General features: G+C 40.8%; 20 protein-coding genes. 12 read left to right on the forward strand and 8 right to left on the reverse strand.

The annotated features are described in order from the left end of the window. Window positions 1-128: 128 nt before the first annotated feature. Window positions 129-332 carry a hypothetical protein gene (locus tag QJ048_RS02320; RefSeq protein ID WP_217791541.1) on the forward strand — a complete coding sequence of 68 codons (204 nt, stop codon included), beginning with the start codon at window positions 129-131 and terminating at the stop codon, window positions 330-332. A 70-nt stretch (window positions 333-402) separates the two neighbouring features. Continuing rightward, entirely contained in the window at window positions 403-981 is a 579-nt protein-coding gene (locus QJ048_RS02325; protein ID WP_282332715.1) for a GNAT family N-acetyltransferase, read from the forward strand. A gap of 81 nt (window positions 982-1,062) precedes the next feature. On the opposite strand, the gene adhE is transcribed toward QJ048_RS02325, so the two are convergent. Then, entirely contained in the window at window positions 1,063-3,753 is a 2,691-nt protein-coding gene (gene adhE / locus QJ048_RS02330; RefSeq protein ID WP_282332716.1) for a bifunctional acetaldehyde-CoA/alcohol dehydrogenase, read from the reverse strand. A 516-nt stretch (window positions 3,754-4,269) separates the two neighbouring features. Between adhE and QJ048_RS02335 the strand changes: the two genes are divergently transcribed. After that, window positions 4,270-5,508 carry a dicarboxylate/amino acid:cation symporter gene (locus QJ048_RS02335; RefSeq protein ID WP_282332717.1) on the forward strand — a complete coding sequence of 413 codons (1,239 nt, stop codon included), beginning with the start codon at window positions 4,270-4,272 and terminating at the stop codon, window positions 5,506-5,508. A gap of 225 nt (window positions 5,509-5,733) precedes the next feature. Here QJ048_RS02335 and QJ048_RS02340 read toward each other — a convergent pair whose 3' ends face one another. From QJ048_RS02340 to QJ048_RS02355, 4 genes are all read right to left on the reverse strand, one after another. After that, window positions 5,734-7,965 (reverse strand): patatin-like phospholipase family protein, encoded by a 2,232-nt coding sequence (locus tag QJ048_RS02340; protein WP_282332718.1) that lies wholly within the window; start codon window positions 7,963-7,965, stop codon window positions 5,734-5,736. A gap of 127 nt (window positions 7,966-8,092) precedes the next feature. Then, window positions 8,093-9,154 (reverse strand): COX15/CtaA family protein, encoded by a 1,062-nt coding sequence (locus QJ048_RS02345; protein WP_282332719.1) that lies wholly within the window; start codon window positions 9,152-9,154, stop codon window positions 8,093-8,095. A gap of 194 nt (window positions 9,155-9,348) precedes the next feature. Further along, the gene (gene cydB, locus QJ048_RS02350) at window positions 9,349-10,383 is read right to left on the reverse strand and encodes a cytochrome d ubiquinol oxidase subunit II (protein ID WP_282332720.1); all 1,035 of its coding nucleotides are present in this window, start codon (window positions 10,381-10,383) and stop codon (window positions 9,349-9,351) included. Next, window positions 10,383-11,771 carry a cytochrome ubiquinol oxidase subunit I gene (locus QJ048_RS02355; protein ID WP_282332721.1) on the reverse strand — a complete coding sequence of 463 codons (1,389 nt, stop codon included), beginning with the start codon at window positions 11,769-11,771 and terminating at the stop codon, window positions 10,383-10,385. Before QJ048_RS02355 ends, cydB begins: the two co-directional genes overlap by 1 nt. A gap of 256 nt (window positions 11,772-12,027) precedes the next feature. On the opposite strand from QJ048_RS02355, the gene QJ048_RS02360 reads away from it, so the two are divergent. Both QJ048_RS02360 and QJ048_RS02365 read left to right on the forward strand, forming a co-directional pair. Next, on the forward strand, window positions 12,028-13,365 hold the full coding sequence (locus tag QJ048_RS02360; protein WP_282332722.1) for an MATE family efflux transporter: 1,338 nt from the start codon (window positions 12,028-12,030) through the stop codon (window positions 13,363-13,365). A gap of 122 nt (window positions 13,366-13,487) precedes the next feature. Beyond that, on the forward strand, window positions 13,488-14,552 hold the full coding sequence (locus QJ048_RS02365; RefSeq protein WP_282332723.1) for a WG repeat-containing protein: 1,065 nt from the start codon (window positions 13,488-13,490) through the stop codon (window positions 14,550-14,552). Between the two features lie 76 nt (window positions 14,553-14,628). On the opposite strand, the gene QJ048_RS02370 is transcribed toward QJ048_RS02365, so the two are convergent. Next, the gene (locus QJ048_RS02370) at window positions 14,629-15,321 is read right to left on the reverse strand and encodes a hypothetical protein (protein WP_282332724.1); all 693 of its coding nucleotides are present in this window, start codon (window positions 15,319-15,321) and stop codon (window positions 14,629-14,631) included. A gap of 5 nt (window positions 15,322-15,326) precedes the next feature. Beyond that, entirely contained in the window at window positions 15,327-16,814 is a 1,488-nt protein-coding gene (rpoN, locus tag QJ048_RS02375) for an RNA polymerase factor sigma-54 (RefSeq protein WP_282332725.1), read from the reverse strand. A 661-nt stretch (window positions 16,815-17,475) separates the two neighbouring features. On the opposite strand from rpoN, the gene QJ048_RS02380 reads away from it, so the two are divergent. Beyond that, window positions 17,476-17,853, forward strand: coding sequence for a hypothetical protein (locus tag QJ048_RS02380; RefSeq protein WP_282332726.1), 378 nt, complete (start codon window positions 17,476-17,478; stop codon window positions 17,851-17,853). Window positions 17,854-18,071: 218 nt separating this feature from the next. On the opposite strand, the gene QJ048_RS02385 is transcribed toward QJ048_RS02380, so the two are convergent. Beyond that, entirely contained in the window at window positions 18,072-19,289 is a 1,218-nt protein-coding gene (locus tag QJ048_RS02385) for a DegT/DnrJ/EryC1/StrS family aminotransferase (protein WP_282332727.1), read from the reverse strand. Window positions 19,290-19,889: 600 nt separating this feature from the next. On the opposite strand from QJ048_RS02385, the gene QJ048_RS02390 reads away from it, so the two are divergent. The 6 genes from QJ048_RS02390 to QJ048_RS02415 all read left to right on the forward strand — a co-directional run bounded on the left by QJ048_RS02390 (window position 19,890) and on the right by QJ048_RS02415 (window position 24,714). Continuing rightward, complete coding sequence (locus QJ048_RS02390; protein WP_282332728.1) at window positions 19,890-20,327, forward strand: hypothetical protein; 438 nt, start codon at window positions 19,890-19,892, stop codon at window positions 20,325-20,327. Between the two features lie 66 nt (window positions 20,328-20,393). Further along, window positions 20,394-20,828 (forward strand): hypothetical protein, encoded by a 435-nt coding sequence (locus QJ048_RS02395; RefSeq protein ID WP_282332729.1) that lies wholly within the window; start codon window positions 20,394-20,396, stop codon window positions 20,826-20,828. Between the two features lie 254 nt (window positions 20,829-21,082). Further along, a complete protein-coding gene (locus QJ048_RS02400) occupies window positions 21,083-22,057 on the forward strand; it encodes a deoxyhypusine synthase family protein (protein WP_282332730.1) in 975 nt (324 codons plus the stop codon). A gap of 132 nt (window positions 22,058-22,189) precedes the next feature. Next, window positions 22,190-22,735 carry a CopD family protein gene (locus tag QJ048_RS02405; RefSeq protein ID WP_282332731.1) on the forward strand — a complete coding sequence of 182 codons (546 nt, stop codon included), beginning with the start codon at window positions 22,190-22,192 and terminating at the stop codon, window positions 22,733-22,735. A 63-nt stretch (window positions 22,736-22,798) separates the two neighbouring features. Further along, window positions 22,799-23,734 (forward strand): glycosyltransferase family 4 protein, encoded by a 936-nt coding sequence (locus QJ048_RS02410; RefSeq protein ID WP_282332732.1) that lies wholly within the window; start codon window positions 22,799-22,801, stop codon window positions 23,732-23,734. A 107-nt stretch (window positions 23,735-23,841) separates the two neighbouring features. After that, window positions 23,842-24,714 carry a polysaccharide deacetylase family protein gene (locus QJ048_RS02415; protein ID WP_282332733.1) on the forward strand — a complete coding sequence of 291 codons (873 nt, stop codon included), beginning with the start codon at window positions 23,842-23,844 and terminating at the stop codon, window positions 24,712-24,714. Window positions 24,715-24,805 lie beyond the last annotated feature (91 nt).

Below are 24,805 nucleotides of genomic sequence, written 5' to 3' on the forward strand. Positions count from 1 at the left end.
CAATTTCAAATCTTGATAATTTGACGCATCATTTCAGCCGTGGGTTGAAATATTTTATATCTTGTAATTAATTAGTTGTGATTATTTTATTTTTCTAACGATTAAAAAACCATCAAAAATTATACGACATGGCAGACATTAAATTAACAGCATACAACGTAAAAACTAAGGAAAAAGGCGTAGAAATTAAAGAAGCAGTGATCACTAAAACTGCACGTGGCGGTTACATGGCTCAAGGTAATGACGGCAAAGGCAACAAGCTTACTACAATGCTTAGCGAAGCAAATGCTTTAGCTGCTATCAAAGCAGGTATTGCAAAACAAGGCTGGTAATTTTCGATACTTAAAATCATTTAAAGCCTTCTTCGCTAAGAGGAGGGCTTTTTTTATTCTCCCTATACATATGAAATCCGCTTCGGCCAGTGACAAAGAGCACTTCGTAAATATTTTATCTAACGCATTCGAGGCCAATCGGAGTGTGAATGAAGTGGTGCTTCAGGATGCAAAGAGATTGGAGCGGATAAAAGTGCTGATGGACTACTCTTTTGAAATAGCTTTCGAAAAAAACGGCGCATGGCAAAACGATGATGGCGATGCAGTGCTGCTGGGCTATTACCCTATAGCAAACAAAACTACGCTTAAAGACTTCTGGCAGATGGGAAGGCTTGCTTTCAAAGCAGTTGGTATTTCAAGGGTACGTCATGTTACGAAAAGAGAAAAGTATATACACAAGTATCATCCTAAAACGCCGCATTTCTACCTGTGGTTCCTGGGTGTTGATCCCTCTTGTCAGGGACAAGGAAAAGGTGGGTTACTGCTAAATGATTTGCAAGCGTATTGTGGCCATTCAGGGTTGCCTATTATTCTTGAAACTTCTACTCCCGCGAATTTACCTTTCTATCAAAAACACGGATTTACGATCTATCACGAATGGCCAGTAAGAGAAGGTTATACTGTCTGGTTCCTTAAATGGGAGCCGTAATTTGATACAAAACGAAACCGGCCATCAGCGTATATTTTGCCAACGGCCGGTTTGCTTTCTTGAAACTTAAATGTTCAACTGCTATGCTTTTTCTCCGTAATAAGCTTTCCGCATGATTTCTTCCATATCTTTTACAAGTGGCAATCTTGGATTTGCCGGTGTACACTGATCTTCAAATGCATTCAGAGCGAGTTTGTTTAAATTAGCCAGCCATTTTGTTTCATCTACGCCTTGCTCTTTAAAACTCATTTTAATACCCAATTTCAAACCAAGCTCGTACACAGCTTTTGCATACACCTGAGGCCCATCTTTGGGTCCTTTTGCAGGTAGCCCAAGTGCCTGGCAAATTTCAAAGTACTTCTGATCTGCTTTGTACGTGTTGTATTTCGGCCATACAGAAAGTTTGCCTGGTATTTCACCGTTGTATCTGATAACATAAGGCAACAAAATCGCATTGGTACGTCCGTGCGGAGTGTGGAACATACCTCCTATTTTATGGGCCATACTATGAGAGATACCTAACATAGCATTGGCAAAGGCCATACCGGCAATGGTAGAAGCGTTGTGCATTTTATCTCTCGCTTCGTCATCATTTTTAACATCAAGGTATGTTCTTTCAAGATACTTGAAAACCATTTTAATTGCCTGTAATGCTAATCCATCGGTATAGTCGTTTGCAACGATAGAAACGTAAGCTTCGGTCGCATGTGTAAGCACGTCCATGCCTGTGTCTGCGATCACATGTGGTGGCACTGTTTTCGTAAGCTCAGAGTCGATGATGGCAACTGTCGGCGTAAACGCGTAATCTGCTAACGGATATTTTTTGTTTACAGAATGATCTGTGATCACGGCAAACGGAGTAACCTCTGAACCGGTTCCGGAAGTGGTAGGAATGCAAATCATTTTTGCTTTCTTGCCCAATGTGGGAATCTTAACGGCACGTTTACGGATGTCCAAAAATTTCTGTTTTACATCATCGAAAGAAACTTGTGGTTGCTCGTACATCAGCCACATTACTTTCGCAGCGTCCATCACAGATCCGCCACCTATGGCAATAATGTTATCAGGTTTAAATTCCCTCAGCGTTTCCGCTCCTGCCCTTGCGGTTTCAATGCTTGGGTCAGGCTCTATATTCGAAAATATCCTTACGTCCACTTTATTGGAACGTCTGTTTAATACGTCGATCACTTTTTGAACAATACCAAGATTCAACATCATCACGTCCGTTACGATCATCACCTTTTCAAGCCCCGGCATTGATTTTAGATAAAGAATAGAGTTGGGCTCAAAGTAAATTTTTGAAGGCACTTTAAACCATTGCATGTTGTTGTTTCTCCTTCCTATTCGTTTTACATTAATTAAATTGACAGCTCCTACGTTTCCGGCAACAGAGTTCTTGCCATATGAACCACATCCGAGTGTAAGCGAAGGCATGAATGAATTGTAAACGTCTCCTATGCCGCCGAATGTAGAAGGAGAGTTCCATATAACGCGAATTGCTTTCACTTCTTCACCAAACTTTTTTGCAATTTTTTCATCTTTTGTATGAATGGCAGCCGAGTGACCGAGGCCGTCAAATTCTACCATCTGCTCAGATAATTTAATACCGGCTTCTGTTGAGGATGATTTAAGGATAGCCAATACAGGAGATAATTTTTCGCGTGTTAAAGGCTCGACAACACCTACTTGAGAAACTTCTGCAGCAATTACTACAACGTTATCGGGAACTGAAAATCCGGCCTGTTCGGCAATCCACTGAGGTGATTTTCCAACAACATCAGGATTTAATTTGGCGCCTGCGCAGTTTGTTCCTTTCGCAGAAACACCAAACATATATTCCTCGAGTTTCGCTTTTTCTTTTTCAGTTACGAAATATACATGGTGATATTTGAAAGCTGCGATTGCTTCCTCATAAATTTCTTTGTCAATAATGGCTGCCTGTTCAGATGCGCATATCATACCCCAGTCAAATGATTTGGAAAGTACGATATCGTATACCGCCTGTTTAACATCGGCAGTTTTTTCAATGTAGGCAGGCACGTTACCCGCACCAACACCCAAAGCCGGCTTGCCGCATGAGTAAGCAGCCCTTACCATAGCGTTACCGCCTGTTGCCAGTATTGTTGAAATAGTTGGATGATTCATTAAAGCATTTGTAGCTTCCAGAGATGGATACTCGATCCATTGAATACAATTTTCCGGAGCGCCGGCTGCAACGGCTGCATCGCGAACAACAATAGCTGCGGCTTTTGAACACTGCTGTGCAGATGGATGGAAGCCAAAAATAATCGGATTGCGTGTTTTCAGCGCAATCAGGGCTTTGAATATAGTAGTGGAAGTTGGGTTGGTAACAGGTGTTACACCACAAATTACACCCACGGGTTCTGCGATTTCAACTATACCGGTCAATTGATCTTCTCCTATGATGCCTGCTGTTTTCACGTTCTTTAGTCTGTTGGTCACATTTTCAGCAGCAAACATATTTTTGGTTGCTTTATCTTCAAAACTACCACGACCGGTTTCTTCAACTGCATGGAGGGCAAGAACACCATGCTTATCAATTGCTGCTACCGAGGCTTTTGCAACAATAAAATCAACCTGCGCCTGATCTAAATGTAAAAAAGCGTCAAGCGCAATGGCACCTTTTTTTGCAAGGTCATTTATATGTGCCACCGCATCGAATACAGGCACTTCCGGTTCTTTAATTATTAAATTGGAGGTTTTACTTTTACTTGGAACGGAGAGTACCTCTGAAAGGATCTTTTCAGCCATAATAATTAGGTTTTAGATGATTCTGTTAAATACTTTTTGAGTATATCAGTATTGTTTTCAAAAGGATATTCCTTTTTTACAATCATGTAATCCTGCTTACTTCTGAAGCAAAAAGAAGATTGCAAAAAACCATTTCATATGTTGTGCAAGTAGAATGGGGCCCATCTGTTTGTTCTGCAGAAATATATCAATAGCCAACGTTAGTAAAATTCACTTTGGCAAGTGCATCGTTGTGTTTTTAAGGGTGGTACACAGCATAGTTTTCAATTCGTCTATGAGCAACTCTTCTGTGACTTTCCTATTTCAAAGGTAATAAGGTAAAAACGCGGCAATGCTGACATCAGTCATACTCTTCAACATTAACAGTTGATTGTTGACACGATCAAAAAAATTGAGTTATTCATTTATCGACTTTAATGTTATATTTTGTCAGTTAAACGTTTCAAAGGCTAACCGTTTAGTCTGTTAAAACAGTTGTAAAATCCCAATTTGACGTTTGTTTTATACCCGATTCAAATGAACAACACCAATTCATTTCTTAAAAACTATAGAGGCATCTTATTGCTACTCAGCGGCATTTTTATGGGCAGCATTGCAGGGATAATCTGGGGCGAAAAGGTTGCAGTGATAAAACCAATTGGCGACATCTTTATTAACCTTTTATTTACAGCCGTTGTACCGCTTGTGTTTTTCTGTATTGTTTCAGCAATTGCCAATATTGATCGTTCACAAAAGTTTGGCAAAATACTTGGAAGCACATTTTTTGTTTTTGTTTGCACACTGTTAGTGGCTGCCTTTGTTACAGTGTTGATCGCGTGGCTTTTCCCTTTCAGTCAATCTACAGGCGATGGTTCAACATTTTCAGAAGAGGTTACAAAACAAAGTGCTGGAGATGAATTAACGCAACTACTTACAACGTCGGATTTTTATATTTTGCTTTCGCGAAAAAATATGCTGGCGCTGATTATTTTTTCTCTGCTTATTGGGTTTGCCATTTTAAGAGCGGGCGATAAAGGAAAACCTTTTCATGATTTTATTAACTCGGGCACAGAAGTGATGAAGCATGTGTTGCTAATCATTATGAAAGTCGCTCCTATTGGTTTGGGTGCATACTTCGCTTACCAGGTTGGCACAATCGGGCCGCAGCTTTTTGGTACCTATGGTAAAGCACTTGCGTTGTTTCATGGAGTTAGCATTTTTTACTTTATTGTTTTCTTCAGCATATACGCATTTATTGCCGGAGGCACAAAGGCTGTTGCATTGTATTGGAAAAATAACATTGTTCCAAGTGCAACTGCTATCGGTACATGCAGCAGCATCGCCACGATTCCAGCGAATCTTGATGCTGCGAAGAAAATGCGTATTCCTCCCTACATCGGTAATCTTGTGGTGCCTCTTGGTGCCGCGTTACATAAAGATGGATCTTCTATTTCTGCAGTCACAAAAATTGTTGTGGTGTTTGCGATGTTTCATAAACCATTTGCTGGCATTGACACTATTGCGTTGGCGCTTGGCCTCAGCGTGATTGTCAGCATTGTTGAAGGCGGCATTCCAAATGGTGGCTACATTGGAGAATTGCTTATCATTTCTGCATACGCTTTACCTGCATCAGCTGTCCCTGCAGTTATGATCATCGGTACATTAGTTGATCCAATTGCTACGATTTTAAATGCAACGGGAGATACGGTGGCAGGGATGATGATTACGAGAATGATTGAAGGAAAAGATTGGGTGAACAGGGAACTAACCGAATAACTGAGTAACTGAGGGCACGCAGATGACGCAGATTTGACTGATGTACACTGATTAATCTTTGATTGCACTGAACGTCGTCTGTCGTTGATTTTTTAGTTTTGACGAATAAATTTACTGCAGTACAAGTGTGCGACGCAACGAATATGAATAGAGTTCTACTGCCGACCCCCAAATATTGTTCAGTGCCTACAAGTCTCTGCTTTCAGTTATTCAGTCAATCAGTATTCAGTTATTTTTCTGCAGTTCCTCAAACGCCTTAAACGAATGCGTGTTGTATTCATTCTTCAGTGTCTGATATAATCCAAGCTTTTCACTTTTTGTAAGATGGAGATTAAGTGTTACAGCTTTTTCATGTTCGCCGGGAACGTATTGGAAAGTTATCTTTTTGAAATGATGGTCAAATGATCTTTCTGTAAGAGCAAGCATGTCGTTTAGATTGTACTGCTGCATTTTGTACCAAGTGTATTGTAATGTTAACACTGGCTTGGTTATAATTTCCGTTACATTGTTTGCTTCTGGTTTATAATCCCATTCGCCACCTTTTCTGTCACGTATCTGAAGCAGAATAACACCGGAAGTATTTTCCATGATCCAGTCATGAAATACACTTACAAATCGAGTGCATCCTTCTATGCCAAAGTTGTCGCGGAAGCCTGCATCCATTACATCAACTACAGGCGTTGTGGGCAGCCAAACATTGGGTAGAACATATGGGAACGTTGCGCTCATGCGAAGCGCCGTTAACAAACGCAAGTTCGTTGGATCCTGCTTCGCAAACAATGCATTAAAATCAATTGCGTCTGGCTCCATATGCCCTATGCTTGCAGTGTCGTGAACAGGCTGCATCATATAGCTTACCGGTTGTGTACTGATGATCATTTTGCGACCATCGCCTGTTACAACCGAATTGAAAAACATTAACGGTACACGGGCATTTGCCTCATCGTCCTTAATGTCTTTCATTTGTTTATTCATAATTCCGCCAGTATTTTCATTAAGCTTTTCTTCAAACGCGAAACCGCGATCTTTTGAATAAGTATAATCGCCCACTGAAAACTTTTGCGCCGGAGAAGCTAAATCTCTTGCAATGAATGAAGAGAATACCGGATTCAGCAGATCTTTCGAAATGTTATCTGCATATTTCTTATCCTGTAAGTGAATATCTTTCCCGCTCTGTTTCTGGTTATACAATTCTCTGAAATAAGAAGCGCCAAGCATACCGCCGGATGCTCCGGTTATCAGGAATGTCTTTTTCATTAATTCCCCTTTACTAAGACTGTCGAGCCTTTGCAAAGTGTTGAATGTAAAAGTTGCACTTCTCGTACCGCCACCACTTACACAGATCAGATACAAATATGGTTTTTCAACGCCTTGCTTTGCTTTCCACTTGTTCAGGATGCCAATCATATTTTGTTTGTCCTGCTCGACTTTTTCCTTTGTACACAGAGAAGCTAAGGACTCGTGAGTGTATGGCGCTCGTTCAACATTTTTTGAATAGTTCAAACCATATGCTTTGTTTGTAGCATCGATCACGTTGTATTTGTACAACACATTTATCACGAGCACCAGCACGATTAAGAAAGGCATGCTCCAGCTTTGCAGGAAATAAGAAAATGCACCGGAAACCGCCACCAATATGGAAAAGAAAAGTGTAATGCTGGCTGCTGCGGGCAACTGAAACACGGGATTATCAAGAAAAAATCCGATGATGATGAGAAACACGAATGATGCGAAAACAGACAAGATCGCAGCAAAGTGATGTCTTCCAAAAACAGTTTCGATAAACTCTTTGCTATAGTGCGATACATCTCGAACCGGACGGGCGGATGTTGGTGTGTCGAGATAGGTGGTCACTTTTATCAACCGGCTGCCACCGCTGTTCAATACGATGTGTGGACGATAGCCATAAGCTACCGTTTTCGGCGCGTCCAGCACGGCAAACATATGGCGAGCAATGGTTACATCTGCTCTGAAAAAGTATAAAAACGACAGTGCTATGATAAAAATAAATCCAAATAAAAATCCACCTGCTAAGATCACGATGTCGAACGCTGTTAGCAACTCCTGCTTCATTCCAAAAGCGATGGCTTTAACCAGGTAAAAAAGTAAAAAAGCTAGCGGAATAATAAAGTTATTGATGCAATATTTTAAAAACGGCCTTGTGGTAGTCGCAAGAAACCGGAAGTGACGGCTAAAAAGAATGAAGGTTGTAATGTTCCATCCCATGATAAATACCCCCACCGCAAGCCCCACGATGGCGGTACTCATTGCATTTACATCTCCTAAGTATTCTGGTGCGAGGTACAAACTATCTACGCCAAAAGAAGCCATGAAGCCACCATTTACGGCCGCAAACAAAACCACCCAAAATATCATTAATAGCTGGAACTTCTTGATGTGCAGTAACACCAATTGCACAGGAAAGGAATAGAATATGGCTTTAAGTATTTGCTTCATATTGTAGGGTAACAATGGCGTTTCTAAAATACGAAGTGTTTGTGAAAGAACAATAAAGAAATGCTGAACGCCTAACGCTTAACGCGGACGTACCTGCGTTAGGCGTTCAGCATTCAGCACATAATATTTATGATGTTGTTTTTCTCAGCAAATACAGTTCCCAAATCCAAATGATCAAAAAGATCATTGCTACGAACTGGTGAGTAATGCCGAGCCAAAGCAAAGCCTTACTGTTGCCGGCATTTATCACAGTTAAGACGCCCAACACTACTTGTATCAAAACTACCGCTAACGGCAGCCACAGCGTTTTCCTGAATAATTTTCCCGTGGTAATTTTTGCTGCCTTTACAAGCCAGATGATCACAAGAATGGTAATGAGGTAAGCCAATGTGCGGTGAATAAAATGAACCGCGATTGGATTGTCTGTAAATTTCTGTAAGCCACTAAAGGTACGGTTGCCAAATGTGGAGATATTTGATGGCACCCACTCACCATTGATCGTTGGCCAGGTAGGTGCAAAAGTGGCGGCCTTTAATCCTGCCATGAATGCTCCATAAATCAACTGCAACACCACTATGGCGATCATCCAACCAGTAAATTTCCTTAATGAAGGAGCAACAACTCTTTCACTCTCCGGAACCAATAACTGAAAGGCAAACCAAAGCGTGTACACCAGCAATCCCAGCGCTGCTATAAAGTGTATGGCAAGGCGAATATGATTTACGTACAAATTCTCTTCATTCAAACCGCTGCTTACCATGATCCAACCGATGGCTCCTTGCAATCCACCTAATACAAAGAGAATCACCATTGGGCGAATCATGTCTTTATTCAGGTATTTTTTAATAATCAAATACACAAAACCCACCGCGAACACAACGCCGATCAATCTCGCCCACTCGCGGTGAAACCACTCCCAGAAGTAAATGAATTTGAAATCGCTAAGTGTGAAATGCGTATTGAGGTATTTATACTGGCCTATTTGTTTGTATGTATCAAAGGCGTGCTGCCAGGCCACTTCGCTGGTCGGCGGAATAGCGCCTAAAATAGGTTTCCATTCGGTAATGGACAATCCGGAACCCGTTAATCTTGTAATTCCACCCAGCAACACCTGGATAATGATCATCCCTACTCCTATCAAAAGCCAGATTGCAACGGCTTTGTTACCTTTTTTTGTATTTAGTTCCATAGCGGGGCAAAGATAGAGGAGAATTGAAAATTACTAATTTGAAAATTTGAAGATGAGTGGAAGAAATGGAACGCAGGTTTTCATGATTTTGATGATTGATTAAGATCTTTTGATTTGAGATTTGAAATTAAAAGCAGGATAAAATATCAAATCATAAAAAATCATGACAATCATGACAATCCGTGTTCCTTCTCTCAATAGCTCATTTCATCCAACTTCACTTTTCCTTTAAATGTCCAGAAAACAAAACCGGTGTAGAGACAAACCAGTGGTGTTCCTATTAAAGCGATGATTAATAATATTTTTAGCGTTTTAAGGGAAGAGGCGCCGTTCACGATGGTGATGCTGTTTTGCGGATTGTTTGGCGCATAAATCAAATAGGGAAATACTTCGACTGCCACCATGATCAGTAATGAAGCGATGGTGACGGATGAACTCAAAAATGCGAAACGGAAATTTGCATTTTTCAAACTCCTTGGAATGTTCGCAATGGCTAAAGTCATGATGACAGGAAGAATGAAAAAAGAAGGATGTGTTCTTAACTGATCGCTTAGATGCGGAATATAAAGCAGCGTGTACAGAGTCGACACAGCAAAACTCAACACAAAGAAAATGGTGAAATCTCTTGCGAGCAAAGTGAGCTTTACGTACAATCTATTCACTGTTTTCATGGCAAGATAAATGGCTCCATGCATCATGAACAATGCGAGTGTGGTAATAGCAATTAAAATAGAAAACGGATTGAAGAACGATAGCCAGTTTCCTTCAAACTCGTGATCTTTATTTAATGGGATGCCGAGTGCCACATTTCCCAGCATTAGCCCAAGCGACAGGGCGATAACAATATTTGCGACGCAATAAGAAATGTCCCACGTTTTTCGCCACCACAACATTTTCTCTTTGCTTCTAAACTCAATGGAAATGGCTCTAAAAATAAGTCCCATCAAAAACACCATGAAGGGCACATAGAATGCAGAAAAGATAGCTGCATACGCTACAGGAAATCCTGCAAACAGCGCTCCGCCGCCTATTACGAGCCACACTTCATTTCCATCCCACACAGGACCAATGGCATTTAGTGCAATGCGCCGGCTCTCTTCTTTATTTAAAAACAAATGCAAGGCTCCAGCTCCCAGATCAAACCCGTCCAGGATGGCATAACCACTGATCACACCACCAAATACAAGGAACCACCAAACGTTGTAATCAATACCTAAAAATGTTTCCATTATGAATGAGTTATAAGAGGGTTATTTCTTTTTGTGAATGCTTCGTTTGCTTCTTCATCTTCATCATGCCTTGTTTCCGGGCCATGCTGAATTTTTCTGTGCAATAAAAAGAGAAATAATGCCAGCAACATTGTATAAACAAACGTGAACATGATTAGTGAAAACAAAATCTGATTTGCTGACACTGCCTTTGAGAGTGCATCGCTGGTTTTCAACAAACCATATACAACCCAGGGTTGGCGGCCCATTTCAGCGGCGAACCAACCACATTGATTGGCAACTTGCGGCATCATAACTGACCACACAAAAATGTACATCAACCATTTTTTATCGAACAGCGTTCCCTTTCGCCAATACCAGCACGCAAGCAGCGAAAGAGTAATCATTGCCACTCCAAGCGCCACCATTATGTGGTAAAATTGAAAAATAGAATTTACCTGTGTAGGCCTTTCATCTTCTTTAAAAGCATTCAAACCTTTTACCGGCGCGTTAAAATCATAGTGAACAAGAAAACTTAATCCGCCAGGAATTTTTAAGCCTTTCGTTTCCTGCGTTTTATTATTTACCCAGCCAAACAAATACATATCTGCCCTTGCCAGCCTATCGTAGTGCCCCTCCAATGCAGCAAGCTTTGCGGGCTGATTGCGCGAAACGCCGTCTGCACTTTTGTGCCCAAAAAACAATTGAGAGATAGAAAATACAGTCGCAACTACCAATGCAATTTTAAATGCCGGTATCGCTATTTCAAGATATTTTTTCTTAATGATGTACCACGCATTTACACTCAGTACCAAAAATGCTCCGGCCAAAATTGCACCGACCCACACGTGCAACAATCTTTCAACGCTGGATGGATTAAACACCATTGCCCAAAAGTCGGTGATCTCTGCCCTTGCCTGCAACCCGTCTCCTACAATATGAAAGCCTGCCGGCGTTTGTTGCCACGAGTTTGCCACCACGATCCATATCGCAGAAAACAATGAACCAAGAAAAACCATGATCGTTGCGAAGAAGTGAACGCCGCTGCTCACACGGTTCCAGCCAAATAGTAAAATGCCTAGAAATCCAGACTCTAACGCAAATGCGAAAATTCCTTCTGCAGCTAAAGCGCTTCCAAAAATATCTCCAACGTACTTCGAGTAAGTGGCCCAGTTAGTGCCAAACTCAAACTCCATGATGATGCCAGTTGCTACACCAATTCCAAACACCAGCGCAAAGATGCGGAGCCAGAAACGTGTCATCAATTCGAAACGTTTATCTCCTGTTTTAAGATAAAGCGCTTCCATAATTACAAGTATTAAACCCAGTCCGATGCTGATTGGGGGATAGATGTAATGAAAAGCAATGGTGAATGCAAATTGTATACGGGCCAATATTTCTACATCCATAAAAAAGTATTTGGTATACACATAAAAAAAGCGGGAACAAGCCCGCTTCGTTATTATTTATATGTGGTTAGTAAGTTCAACAACATAGTGTAAAGGTATATTTTTTATGGAACAAATGGAATACAGACTGAGTAACTGAATAACTAAATAACCGAATGTTTCAATGTCGAAAACCAAGACTGAATTTAGCCTTCAGTTACTCAGTTATTCAGTTATCTGCCCTCCTCTCTAAAAACTTTTTTATTTTCGCGCTCTTATGACGTTACGTACTGAAGCAGGAAGAACATGGAAATTATCGGGACCGATTATTTTGGGTGAACTCACTCAAATGGCACTTGGCATTATTGATAGTGCCATGGTGGGTGCTATCAGTTACAAACACCTTGCTGCTGCAGCTTTGGTAAATAGCGTAATGAACATTCCTTTTGTATTGGGCATTGGCGTAACGATGTCGGTGTCGCAAACCGTTTCCATGGCGCATGGAAGACGTGATGGCCAGCAGGTGTCGCACTATTTTTACAACGGCTTTTGGTTATGCACCATTGCGTCGCTAGTTATAACAGCAGCTCTGGTTCTTGGCAGAAATGTATTGTTTCATCTTGGACAAGATCAGGAAGTGGCGGTATTGTCCAAACCTTATCTTGTTATCATGGCCTCATCCATCATTCCGATGTTGATGTTCATGGCCATCAAACAATTTACTGATGGCTTAGAAAAAACAAGAACAGCGATGACTTTGTCACTGCTTTCTCTACCGATTAACATCGGCATCAACTGGCTGCTCGTATATGGCAACTGGGGCTTTCCAAGATTAGAACTTGTAGGCGCGGGCATTGGAACATTGATTACCAGGATTATTATTCTCGTTGCATTGGCAATTGTAGTTTTTATACATCCTTTATTCAACAGATACATAGCGGTAAGAAAAAATCAGTGGACGTTGCGCAAGCAAACGATCAGGGAGTTGTTGCACATAGGCATTCCAAGCAGTTTGCAGGCGGCGATGGAATCCGGTGCGTTTGCTGTTTCTGGAATTATCATTGGAACGCTGGGGGCAGTACAGCAAGCGGCGCACCAAATTGCATTGAGCTGCGCGGCTTTTACATTCATGGTTTCTTTTGGTTTGGCGCAGGGAGGGTCCATCCGCACGAGCAATGCATGGGGAAGGAACGACTGGAAACATATTTCTATTCTTGGAAAAAGCACACTGCTAAGCGGCCTGATCTATGGCTGCGCCTGCGCGATCTTTTATGTATGTGTAAGAAAAGTTTTACCCCTCGCTTTTAATGACGATGCTGTGGTGGTAGCACTTGCATCTACGCTCATGTTGTATGCTGCGTTGTTCCAACTTTCTGATGCCACACAAGCAATCGGCGTGGGACTTTTGCGCGGCCTTAAGGATGTGTATGTGCCAACCATTTATGTTGCCATTTCTTATTGGGTAATTGGCATTCCAACCGGTTGCCTCATGGCGTTCCATTTCAAAATGGGCGCTGCAGGAATCTGGATAGGATTTTTGACGGGGTTAACCTTTACGTCGGTTCTGTTGAATCTTAGGTTTTTTAGAATTATTAAAAAGAAGGGATTGTTGTAGAAAGGCAAAAAACCTGAGGCTCATCTGTATTAAGAAGTATCATTGAAAATTGCTTTTATGGTTCATATTACGCTGCGGTTTTTGTATAATTGATTTAGAATTTACCAACAATCACATTCTCCATGAAAGTTTTCATGCCGACGATTACGCTAATTGTTTTAACTATTTGCAGTCTTGCTGTTCAAGCACAGGAAGGTGTAACGTGGCAATGGGTAGCAAAACCGACAGCATATGTTACCGTCTCACTCCATTGCAGATTCGACCGCACTCGTTTTTCCGAAGGGTTAGCCGGCCAAAGAGAGCCAGCTCCTATTGTGGTTAAGACACCCGTAATCAATAGTTTCAAAAAAGAGATGAACATTCCTTCTACTGAGCTTGAGCCTGAAGAAAGTGTTGGAGCGAAATGGGGGTTTGTAGATTCCGCGGGGAAATGGGTGATTCAACCTCAATTTGAAATTGTGGGCGAATTTTCTGAAGCATTAGCTGCAGCGCAGCTAAACCACAAATTGGGATTTATCAATAAGAAAGGAAAATGGGTAATACAACCTGCGTTTGATGGAGACTCCCCTTATCATTATTGCCACACAAAATTTTCCGAAGGATTGACAGCCGTTAGATTCAACAGACTAGTCGGTTACATAAACAAAAAAGGCAAATGGATTATAAATCCTCAGTTTACAATTGGGTATGAATTCTCGGAGGGAATGGCGAAAGTTGACTATCAATACAAAATAGGCTATATAGACAAAAAAGGGAAGTGGGCAATACAACCCATTTACGATTGGGTCGGCGATTTTCATGACGGATTAGCTGTCGCTCAATTAAATAATAAATACGGATTTATTGATAAAAAAGGAACCGCACTAATCCCTATTCAGTACGATTTTGCAAATGATTTTTCCGAAGGATTAGCCAGGGTTAGACAAAATAACAAATGGGGGTTTATTGATACAACAGGCAAAGTTATAGTACCTATTAAATATGATGTAGTTTGGACTGTTTCCGAAGGACTTGCCGCGGTAAAAGAAAACGGCAAATGGGGTTTCATGGATAAAACCGGCAACTGGATTATTAAACCAGAATTCGACAATGCAGAAAGTTTTCAGAATGGAAGTGCTAAAGCGACTTTAATTGGCCTACATGGTTACATCCAAATTATTAAACCATCTGCAAATCCAGCGCTTTAACCCACTCAAAAGAATTAGCCGGACCGCATTAAAGCTTCTTACTTTTTACTTTTGACTTTTTACTTTTGATTTCCCTCTATCCCACAAACCAATACGCCACCAGCACAGAAAGCACTCCACCCAATAATCCAAGATAAACCTCAAAAGGTGCGTGCTCATTCAGGAGTAGTCTCGATGTACAAACGAGGCCTGTAACAAGAATGGCAATGCTGGCATAGAATCCCATTGACGCACCGGAATGCAAGGCCAGCAAAATAAAAAACGCCAGTACGGTTCCTACTGCGAGTCCATGCAAACTGATCTTGAACTTTATGTTGGCCATTTGAGCTATGATGGAATTGATAAATACTGCAAGCAAGAACTGCGTAAAAGGGATTGGTATTTCAGCATCTTTTTTTGAAACAAAATAAATACTGAAGTAAAAGATCATGCATATAACAATGGGTATGATCCGGTCTCTTTGTGTGCGTAAATAAATGCTGTCGATAAAGCCTAACTGCTTCAGCAGAAATACAGTGAACGAAGGCATAAATGCGGTAGTTACTACCACAGATAAAAGCTTCAATACTTTCATCTTGTGATCATATCCCGCGAAAAAATAAGGGTGAACGAAGATCAGGAAAGCCGCAACATACGTTGGTATAAACAACGGATGAAAAACGAAAGAGAAGAAATGTGCCAAAAATCTTACCGAAGCAGGCTGGAAATTTTTCTCCATATAATTGTTGCCATTGTTACCGGAAATATTTCCTTCAGAAGTTACTTGCATGTCTATTAGAGTTCTTTTCTCAAACGGGCCACCGGAATGTTCAATTGTTCCCTGTATTTGGCTACCGTTCTGCGTGCAATGTTATAACCTTTTTCCTGAAGCATTTCAGTTAGTTTTTCATCGCTAAGTGGTTTTTTCTTGGCTTCGCCAAAAACCATATCGCTCAATATCTTTTTCACTTCGCGTGTGGAAACTTCTTCTCCGCTTTCGGTACTCAATGATTCACTAAAGAAAAACTTCAGCCGGTAGGTACCGAATTCCGTTTGCACAAACTTACTGTTGGCCACACGGCTGATAGTAGAAATATCAAGCCCGGTGCGCTCTGCAATATCCTTCAGGATCATCGGACGCAGGGTTGTTTCGTCGCCGGTCAGGAAAAATTCATATTGATAATCCATAATGGTTTGCATGGTCATCATCAGCGTTTGCTGGCGTTGTTTGATGGCATCAATGAACCATTTGGCTGCATCTATTTTTTGCTTAATGAAAAGAACGGCTTCTTTTTGGCGCTTGTCTTTTTTACTACCGCGTTCATAATCTTTCAGCATGTCGCGGTAGCCTTCGCTGATACGAAGATCTGGTGCATTCTTCGAGTTCAGTGTTAGTTCAAGTTTTCCATTATTATTCAAAATGAAAAAGTCGGGCACTACATAACTTTCCGCCTTGTTCACCTCGCCTACATTTCCACCTGGCTTAGGATTCAATTTTATGATCTGCTGAATCACTTCCTTCAGCCCTTCATCGTCAATGCCCAAACCTTTCTGGATCTTATCGTAGTGTTTTTTTGTAAATTCATCGAAGTAGTTGGTTAACACATCGATAGCCTTTTGCACAGGTTTACCTCCACGTGTTTTTCTGTGCAATTGCAATAGAAGACATTCCTGCAGGTCGCGTGCCGCAACTCCCGGAGGATCAAACTGCTGTATCTTACGTATAAGCTCTTCTATTTCAGCTTCGCTAGCTTCAATATTTTGTCTGAATGCAAGATCGTCCATAATAGAAGTAGTTTCCCTACGGAGGTAACCATCGTCATCTATACTTCCTACAATTTGCTCCGCTATTCTCGCAGTACGATCGTCAAGTTTTAAAAGCCCGAGTTGAGCCGTCAGCATGTCATGGAAACTTGTTTCCACTCTATGCGGAACTACTTTATTGTCGTCTGCGTCGGGATAATTATCGTCGCGCAATTTATAATCCGCAACCTCATCATCGCCGTCTTGTACATACTCACTTATATCGATATTATCGTAGCTTTCTTCCGGTTCCTCGTAATTATCGTCGTCTGAATCGCTTGAAAATTCGTCCTGCGACTCTTCTGTGAATGTTTCCTCAAATTTATCATCCCCCTCTTCCAACGCAGGGTTTTCCTCCAGCTCTTCTTTGATCCTTTGTTCAAGATTGGCCGTAGGAACCTGCAACAACTTCATCAACTGAATTTGCTGAGGTGATAACTTTTGTAGTAATTTCTGTTGTAAACTTTGACTAAGTGCCATGATTCCTATTAGGTTTTTGGGGTGGCAGAAACATAAAAAAAATTAAAAAAGGCGCGCCATCCACAAAAATCTTGCCGTAAATTTACATATTAAGCTAAAAAACAAATGCAAAGATTTTTTAAAATTCTTTCATTAATCATAACTTTTTCCCAGTATGGCGCCTTTGGTCAGACAAAACCTTTAGCCACAGGGCCTTACCGGGAGAAGTATTTTTTTACGCCGGAACGCATTACGCTGGTTAAAAATTTTAAATATGAGGATAAAAAAATTGTCATTTTCCCATTTTCCCCTCATTTCAATGTATTTCAACCAGTTTATTACCTTTCTAACAGCACTTCCGGCAACAATTTTTATACCCTCCCAATCCCCTATTCCGCCTATTACCAACGCTTGGGATTTTTCTGCAAAAAAGAACTGCAATTTCAAAACACCACCTCTGTCCCGTTTAGGTTTCGATTGGGGTCGCTGGATTATGTAAATAAATTGGAGGGAAAATAGATTGTAATGGTGGAAGACGCATTCAATGCGTCTCTACGAGCTGCGAACGAATTCCTAATTCCTAATTCTTAATTTCTTTAACAGTCGTTATTATTTAGTTATCCGCGTTATTTCATGTGACTTTTGCCCTTTTTTCGCATCTAATTGTGAAAAGGTACTCATTATGAAAAAGCTAATAATTGTAATCCTATCCTTCGTATTTGTCTCAGTGGCCTCAGCTCAAAAAGTTGTACACGGAGGAGGATATTACAGGCCACATACTGTAATCGTTGGTGGTTATGCGCCGATCTATCCTTATGGTTTTTATGGTGCGCCCTTCTATGGTTATCCACCTTATGGATATGGATATAATAGTTATTCAAGACCATCCAAACTTGATATGCAGGTAGAAGATATTAAGCACGACTATGCCGACAGAATCAAGTCGGTAAAAATGGATGACAGTTTAGATCGCAAAGAAAGGAAAGCAAAAGTTCGTGAATTAAAACAGGAACGCGACAATGCGATCTATGACGCAAAGAAAAGCTACTACAAATCTTAACACACAATAGCTGAACGAAAAAAAGGAAAAAAACAAAAGCCCGGCAGTTTTTAACTCGCCGGGCCTTTTACTTGGTTTTGAAATTTATTTTACACGTTCCTTAATAAATTTCAAAACCTCTTAATGCCGATGGATCAAACAAATAGAACAATGAGACGAAGTCGAAATTGGTCTATATTGTTTGACCAATCGGCAGTATATATAGAAAACTGGTTAGCCTATGCTGTTGCGCCTTGTTTCTTTAAAACAGACTTTACAACTTCAACAATCTTCGCGCCTTTTTCCTTGATCTGCTCTTCTGTCCACATTAAGCTAATGGCAGATGATATGCAGCGGCTCATGATAGCATCGCTTGCAGCAAATTGTTTCGTAGCGTACGATTTCAGCATTGCGTTGATCGCCTCTGTTTGAGGATTAAGCGTATGCACATTTTTAAGATGATCCCATTTGCGAATGTAGTGCCAGTTGTTATCGAACCAGTAAAAGTTACCGGCCAAAACTCCCTGTGCTTTTAATTCTGCCACCACTCCTTTCGCTATCTCTTCAGTTGGCAGGAACCAGCTTAGGAAAGTACAACTGTCGCCCTGAGGATCAGGAAGTCTTCTAAAACTGATTTCAGGAATCTGGCTCAAAATGCCTTTCAGCAATGCATGATTTTTCTTTTGTATTTCCAGGAACTTGTCCAGCTTGCGGATCTGCGCCAAACCCACAGCCGCGTGAAGCTCTGATATACGGTAGTTAAACCCTATAAACGGATGCAAGTCTGCTCCACGGTCAACTCCTTTGTGATCGTGCCCGTGATCTGTATAACCATCGCATTTGATATATACATCTTCGCTGTTCGTAACCACCGCACCGCCTTCACCGCAGGTGATTGTTTTTACAAAGTCGAATGAATAGGTACCCGCGTGACCAATGGTTCCAAGTGTTTTTCCTTTGTAGCTAGCGCCGATACTTTGACATGCGTCTTCCAACAATACAAGATTATGTTCTTTACATATTGCCATCAGCGCATCCATATCTGCCATGCTGCCGCACATATGCACAGGCATTACGCATTTTGTCCTTGGAGTAATTGCGGCTTTGACTGCTGCGGGATTTAATGTAAGCGTATCGTCAACATCTACCAATACAGGCACAGCACCAACGCCCAGAACAGCTTCGAAACTTGCCACAAATGTGAAAGTAGGCATGATCACTTCGTCGCCCGCACCAATACCCAAAGCGGCCATTGCAGTAGTTAGTGCCGATGTTCCGCTGCTTGTAAGTTGCGCATATGAAGCACCGAATGTTTTGCAGATTTCAGTTTCCAATTCTTTTGCTTTCCAATGACCCTTACGAGGACCATCAAAGCCATAGCGCATCAGAATCCCCGTTTCCAACACATCGTTTACTTCCTTTCTCTCTTCTGCGCCCCAAAATTCAAAGCCTGGCATATGTAATTATTTAAAGGTGTAACAATTAAATTTCAGCAAAGGTAGGGATTAGTTGAAAATGGAGGAAGGAACGCAGATTTTCATGATCATCATGATTTTTTATGATTTTGAAATCAGATATTAATGCCAGCATCAACTCGACCAGTAAATCTTGATCAATCATCACAATCATGAAAATCTGCGTTCCTTTCTCTATTTTCAATTTCCAACTTTCAACTTTCAATTCCTCCAAATCCTTTGCCAGCGAAGTGTTCGCGGTGTACGGTATTGATACACTTTTTTAAACCATGGATAAAAATGCGGTTACAACTTTGAAAAACATTTTCGAAAAAAGTTTACAGCTGACACCACAATTTTAATTTAACGCATGCTTAACAGCATTTATCTTTTAATTAAGAAACAATCTCAAATGCAGTATTGGTAAGCATTTCAGCGTTCACTCATTTTTCAGCAAATTATCTTGCGAACAAAATTTCTTTTCATGTAAAAATAAAATCTCCATCGGTCAATAATTTATTTAAAGGGCTTGTAACGTTTTTACATTTGTTGCGTCCTATTCCTCAAACAACACACAATCATTAGAACCTTAAATTTCTTATTATGAAAAAGCTATTAATACTGGCTGCATTATTCATCTCCTTCAGCAGTTTCAGTTATGCGATCAACGTGAATCAAAAAATTCTTAACTCATTTAAAAAAGATTTCAGCACTGCTATAAATGTGCAATGGAAAGCTCTTGAGGAAACGGTTTACCAGGCAGAGTTTAGTTATAACGGCGAGCTATTCAATGCTTACTACAACGAGGATGGCGAGCTTATTGGATCTGCCCGCTTCATCAATAAAGGAAACATGCCTCTGTTAATTTCAAAAAGCCTGCAGGAAAAATATGGCAACTTCCTTATTCGCACTGCTATTGAATATAACAACGGAAATGAAACATCTTACTTTATCACAATGGTGAGCCAATGCAAATCTGTTATTGTACAAGCATCTCCTTCGGGAAGTCTTTCCGTGGTTAAAAAATTCAAGACCTACTAATACAAACAAGCAACTAAACAAGCATCATTTTAAACAACTACTTTATCATACTTTAAATTCTTTTTTATGAAAAAGAAAACCTTAATAGCAAGCCTTTTGGCACTTATCATTACAATTAGCGCATTTGCTAATCCTATCAGCAATGCACAAGCGAATTTTAATAAACAATTTAAACAAGCAACCAATGTAAACTGGTCTAAAGTTGGCGAAAGAGAAAAAGTTTGTTTTACGCTCGATGGTCGTGCAGTGTGCGCCTATTACGATACAGATGGAAAGCTTTATAGCATCACAAGAAGTTTATTATCTACAGAGTTACCGCTTATTCTTTCTGCGGATCTGAAGCAAAGTTATAGTGATTTCTGGATCACCAATATTAGTGAAGTTGCAAACGGCGAGGGTACAACTTACTATGCAACACTTGAAAATGCAGATCATGAATTGGTTTTGAAAAGTACCAATATTTCTGAATGGAGTGTTTATCAAAAATTCAAAAAATATTAATCGAGCTGAGGGTTTTGTTGATCGTTAACGGGTTCTGGAAACAGGCCCGTTTTTTTGCGCAGGTGCAAGAAAATGTACGATGTACGAAGTACGGTGTATGAAATTCGTTAGCGGGTAGCACCTCAAAGCATTTCGTACACCGTACATCGTACTTATCCATCAGCCCTCACAAAACCATAACCACAAATTCTCCTTTTCATCCTCCGAAATGCCTAAATTTGCGGCCTGTTATACACACAAATAAAACTTTTGAAATGAGTAAAGGTCCTGTTTCCCAGTTTATTGAACACCATTACCGCCACTTTAACGCAGCCGCTTTAATGGATGCAGCAAAGGGTTATGAGCAACACCTTTTGGAAGGTGGTAAAATGATGATTACCCTTGCCGGTGCCATGAGCACCGCAGAATTGGGCATTTCCCTTGCAGAAATGATACGCCAGGGGAAAGTGGATATCATCAGCTGTACCGGTGCCAACCTGGAAGAAGATGTAATGAATCTTGTGGCGCACAACAGCTACAAACGTGTGCCTAACTATCGTGATCTTACACCGCAGGACGAATGGGATCTGCTTGAGAACCACTACAACCGCGTTACCGATACATGTATCCCTGAAGAAGAAGCTTTCCGCCGTTTGCAAAAACACCTTGTTGCACAATGGCAAGATGCAGAAGCGAAAGGCGAACGCTATTTCCCGCACGAATTTTTGTATAAAACCGTGTTGAGCGGCGATTTGAAACAGTACTACGAGATCGATCCTAAAGACAGCTGGATCGTGGCTGCTGCAGAAAAAAACATTCCTATTGTGTGCCCGGGTTGGGAAGACAGCACTACGGGAAACATTTTCGCCAGCTATGTTATTAAAAATGAACTGAAAGCAAGTACCGTAAAAAGCGGTATCGAGTATATGGTTTACCTGGCTGACTGGTACAAAAATAACTCTGCCGGCAAAGGCGTAGGTTTCTTCCAGATCGGTGGTGGCATTGCGGGCGATTTCCCAATTTGTGTGGTTCCTATGATGTACCAGGATCTTGAGTGGCACGACGTTCCTTTCTGGAGCTATTTCTGCCAGATCTCAGATTCTACAACTTCTTATGGTTCTTATTCAGGCGCTGTTCCAAACGAGAAAATCACATGGGGCAAGCTTGATATTCATACACCAAAATTCATTGTAGAAAGTGATGCTACGATTGTAGCGCCGCTGATGTTCGCATGGATATTGGGATGGTAAGAAATGCCAAAAAGTAAGTAAAAAGTCAAAAGTGAGGCAAGCGGCAACCGTGAACTGTCCGACTCACTTTTGACTTTTTGCTTTTGGCTTTTTATATTTGACTTTTTACATTTGACCATTAAACCCCCGCACATGGCCAACCTCTATCTGAAGGCTTTTCACATCATTTTTGTTGTTACCTGGTTTGCAGGCATTTTCTATATGCCGCGCCTTTTTATCTACAACACCGAAGCCGGTGATAAATCTCCGGAAGTACGCGACGTGTTACGCGCCCAATTCAATGTGATGATGAAAAGACTTTGGTATGGTATTACCTGGCCCTCTGCGATCATTACGCTGATTCTCGGATTACTGGTATCGTATACCGGACCTTGGGGAGCGCTTCTATTTTCTGAGGGTGGAAGATGGCTTTTGATAAAGGTCTGCTTTGTCATTCTTCTATATGTTTATCATTTTACTCTCCATTCTATTTTCAAACAAGAGATGAAAGGCGTTTTCAAATACACTTCCCAGCAACTGCGCATGTGGAATGAGGTGGCTACTGTTTTGTTGGTTGCTATTATTGTACTCGTTGTAGTGAAAAGCGCCTTGAGCTGGGTATGGGCAGTTATAGGAATGATCGGCTTCATCGTTGTTTTATTAGCTGCTATCAACATCTACAAGAAATTAAGAAAATAAACGTAGCACGGTTTTATATATTTGCTGGCAGCAGGGCCAAATATTAAAATTAAAAAAGAGTTGATGCAGCAGATTAATTTTTTCTCAAGAAAAAAAAATCCCGATTTCTTTAGTATAGAACAATTGTTTGAAGCGATAGCGGGTAACATTAATGCAAACGAGAAAAGATATGGAGCACATGCAAACTGTCAAACGGTTCCTTTTTTTTCGAGTCTTGCCAACATTCTAAAAAACACTTCCTTCGTTCGTCGCAACCAGGGAACTGTAAATCATATCACCGGCGATATTCACTATACTATTCTTGGTTGCAGCAGGAAAAACCTGAACGTGCTTACGATTCATGACTGTGTGCCATTAACCACGCTGTCGAAACGTTCATTAAAATACTGGGTCATACGCTGGCTATGGTATGATTTACCGATGAAGAAAGCAGATGTTATCACTGTTATTTCAGAGAAAACAAAAGAAGAACTGGGTAAAATTATTGGCCACAGCCAAAACAAAATCAAAGTGATTAACAACTTCATTGACCCGCGATTTACTTACAGAGAAAAGCCTTTTAATCAATCCAAACCATCTCTTCTGTTCATTGGTTCCACCGAAAACAAAAATCTTGACAGGGTTCTTGAAGCAATAAAAGATATTACCTGCAAGCTTGAGATCATCGGTAAAATAAATGACGCTCAAAGTGCGTTCATAAAAAATCAAAACATCGATACGAATATTATTCATGGCGTCTCTTATGAAACAGTTATCGAAAAGTACAGGCAGTGCGATGTTCTTATTTTCCCTTCTACTTACGAAGGTTTCGGCCTACCGATCATTGAAGCCAATGCAATTGGAAGGCCGGTACTGACCAGCAATCTTTCGCCGATGAAAGATGTTGCGGGAGACGCTGCTGTACTAGTTGATCCCTTTAGTGTCGAAGACATAAAACAAGGCATTGAAAAAATTATTTACGACAGCGAATTGCAAAAAAACTTGTTGCGAACGGCTTAAAAAACGCGAAACGTTTTCAAATTGATGAAGTAGTGACACAATACCTAGACGTTTATCAACCTCATTAACAACCTTACGGTTGCCCTAACTTAAACCGTCATATGTAAATGAAATATGTAGAAAAATATAAAGAGCTTAAAGAGATCTTGCCTCAGGGAGTAAGAGGGTCCCTAAGGTCTGTTGCCCTGGATGCATTATACCTGCTGGATCAGGCAAAAGGGATCGAGGCTCCGCTTAATAAACCCCGCGTTCAATTTTTATACATCCATCATATATTCAAAGATGAAGAAAAGAGTTTTGAAACCCTACTGAAAAAATTGAGCGAAAACCATCAATTTCTTTCTTACTCTGAGGCTGTCGATAAAGTTTTAAAGGGAGAAATTGACAAACCTTACATTTCAATCAGCTCAGATGATGGATTTAAAAATAATATCAGAGCAGCGGAAATACTAAGTGAATTTGGTGCAAAGAGTTGTTTTTTTATAAACCCTGCTGCTGTAGAAATTACGTCATATGAAGAGATCAAAAAATATTGTGCAAGCCAATTGTGGCGTCCCGCGGTTGAATTTATGAATTGGGACGACATCAATAGATTGCAACGTATGGGCCATGAAATAGGATCGCATACAATGAACCATACTAACGTTTCAACCTCAAACGAAGCTTTCTTTATTGACGACTGCCATCAGACATTTGATATCATTAAAAGCCGATGTGGCGAGGCGAAACATTTTGCCTATCCTTTTGGCAACTTTAGTAATTTTAATGAGAAAGGGAGAAAAATTGTTTTCGATGCTGGCTTTATTTCATGCGCTTCGGGAGAGCGTGGCTGTCACATACAACATGACCGCCCACTTTTGAACGAAGAGCTTTGCATCCGCAGGGACCATATGGTTGTGGAGAGACTTAGCCATATCATCCACTTCCTTGTCCGGAATGCAAATACTGTAACTGTTTCGAATAATTTGTTCCCATATTGATCTAAATGAAAGTTCTGACGCGCAATTTCATTTTCAAATTTTCACTGGGCCATGGTTCGTGGGGGCACGCACCATGGCATCTGTAATATGC

The sequence above is a fragment of the Pinibacter soli genome (assembly GCF_029961145.1).
In the GTDB taxonomy this organism is placed as follows: domain Bacteria; phylum Bacteroidota; class Bacteroidia; order Chitinophagales; family Chitinophagaceae; genus Pinibacter; species Pinibacter soli.

Bases quoted from the DNA above. Each gene is read 5' to 3' on its own strand.
- QJ048_RS02320 (WP_217791541.1), top strand. From the start codon at position 129: ATGGCAGACATTAAATTAACAGCATACAACGTAAAAACTAAGGAAAAA.
- QJ048_RS02325 (WP_282332715.1), top strand. From the start codon at position 403: ATGAAATCCGCTTCGGCCAGTGACAAAGAGCACTTCGTAAATATTTTA.
- adhE (WP_282332716.1), bottom strand. From the start codon at position 3,753: ATGGCTGAAAAGATCCTTTCAGAGGTACTCTCCGTTCCAAGTAAAAGT.
- QJ048_RS02335 (WP_282332717.1), top strand. From the start codon at position 4,270: ATGAACAACACCAATTCATTTCTTAAAAACTATAGAGGCATCTTATTG.
- QJ048_RS02340 (WP_282332718.1), bottom strand. From the start codon at position 7,965: ATGAAGCAAATACTTAAAGCCATATTCTATTCCTTTCCTGTGCAATTG.
- QJ048_RS02345 (WP_282332719.1), bottom strand. From the start codon at position 9,154: ATGGAACTAAATACAAAAAAAGGTAACAAAGCCGTTGCAATCTGGCTT.
- cydB (WP_282332720.1), bottom strand. From the start codon at position 10,383: ATGGAAACATTTTTAGGTATTGATTACAACGTTTGGTGGTTCCTTGTA.
- QJ048_RS02355 (WP_282332721.1), bottom strand. From the start codon at position 11,771: ATGGATGTAGAAATATTGGCCCGTATACAATTTGCATTCACCATTGCT.
- QJ048_RS02360 (WP_282332722.1), top strand. From the start codon at position 12,028: ATGACGTTACGTACTGAAGCAGGAAGAACATGGAAATTATCGGGACCG.
- QJ048_RS02365 (WP_282332723.1), top strand. From the start codon at position 13,488: ATGAAAGTTTTCATGCCGACGATTACGCTAATTGTTTTAACTATTTGC.
- QJ048_RS02370 (WP_282332724.1), bottom strand. From the start codon at position 15,321: ATGCAAGTAACTTCTGAAGGAAATATTTCCGGTAACAATGGCAACAAT.
- rpoN (WP_282332725.1), bottom strand. From the start codon at position 16,814: ATGGCACTTAGTCAAAGTTTACAACAGAAATTACTACAAAAGTTATCA.
- QJ048_RS02380 (WP_282332726.1), top strand. From the start codon at position 17,476: ATGAAAAAGCTAATAATTGTAATCCTATCCTTCGTATTTGTCTCAGTG.
- QJ048_RS02385 (WP_282332727.1), bottom strand. From the start codon at position 19,289: ATGCCAGGCTTTGAATTTTGGGGCGCAGAAGAGAGAAAGGAAGTAAAC.
- QJ048_RS02390 (WP_282332728.1), top strand. From the start codon at position 19,890: ATGAAAAAGCTATTAATACTGGCTGCATTATTCATCTCCTTCAGCAGT.
- QJ048_RS02395 (WP_282332729.1), top strand. From the start codon at position 20,394: ATGAAAAAGAAAACCTTAATAGCAAGCCTTTTGGCACTTATCATTACA.
- QJ048_RS02400 (WP_282332730.1), top strand. From the start codon at position 21,083: ATGAGTAAAGGTCCTGTTTCCCAGTTTATTGAACACCATTACCGCCAC.
- QJ048_RS02405 (WP_282332731.1), top strand. From the start codon at position 22,190: ATGGCCAACCTCTATCTGAAGGCTTTTCACATCATTTTTGTTGTTACC.
- QJ048_RS02410 (WP_282332732.1), top strand. From the start codon at position 22,799: ATGCAGCAGATTAATTTTTTCTCAAGAAAAAAAAATCCCGATTTCTTT.
- QJ048_RS02415 (WP_282332733.1), top strand. From the start codon at position 23,842: ATGAAATATGTAGAAAAATATAAAGAGCTTAAAGAGATCTTGCCTCAG.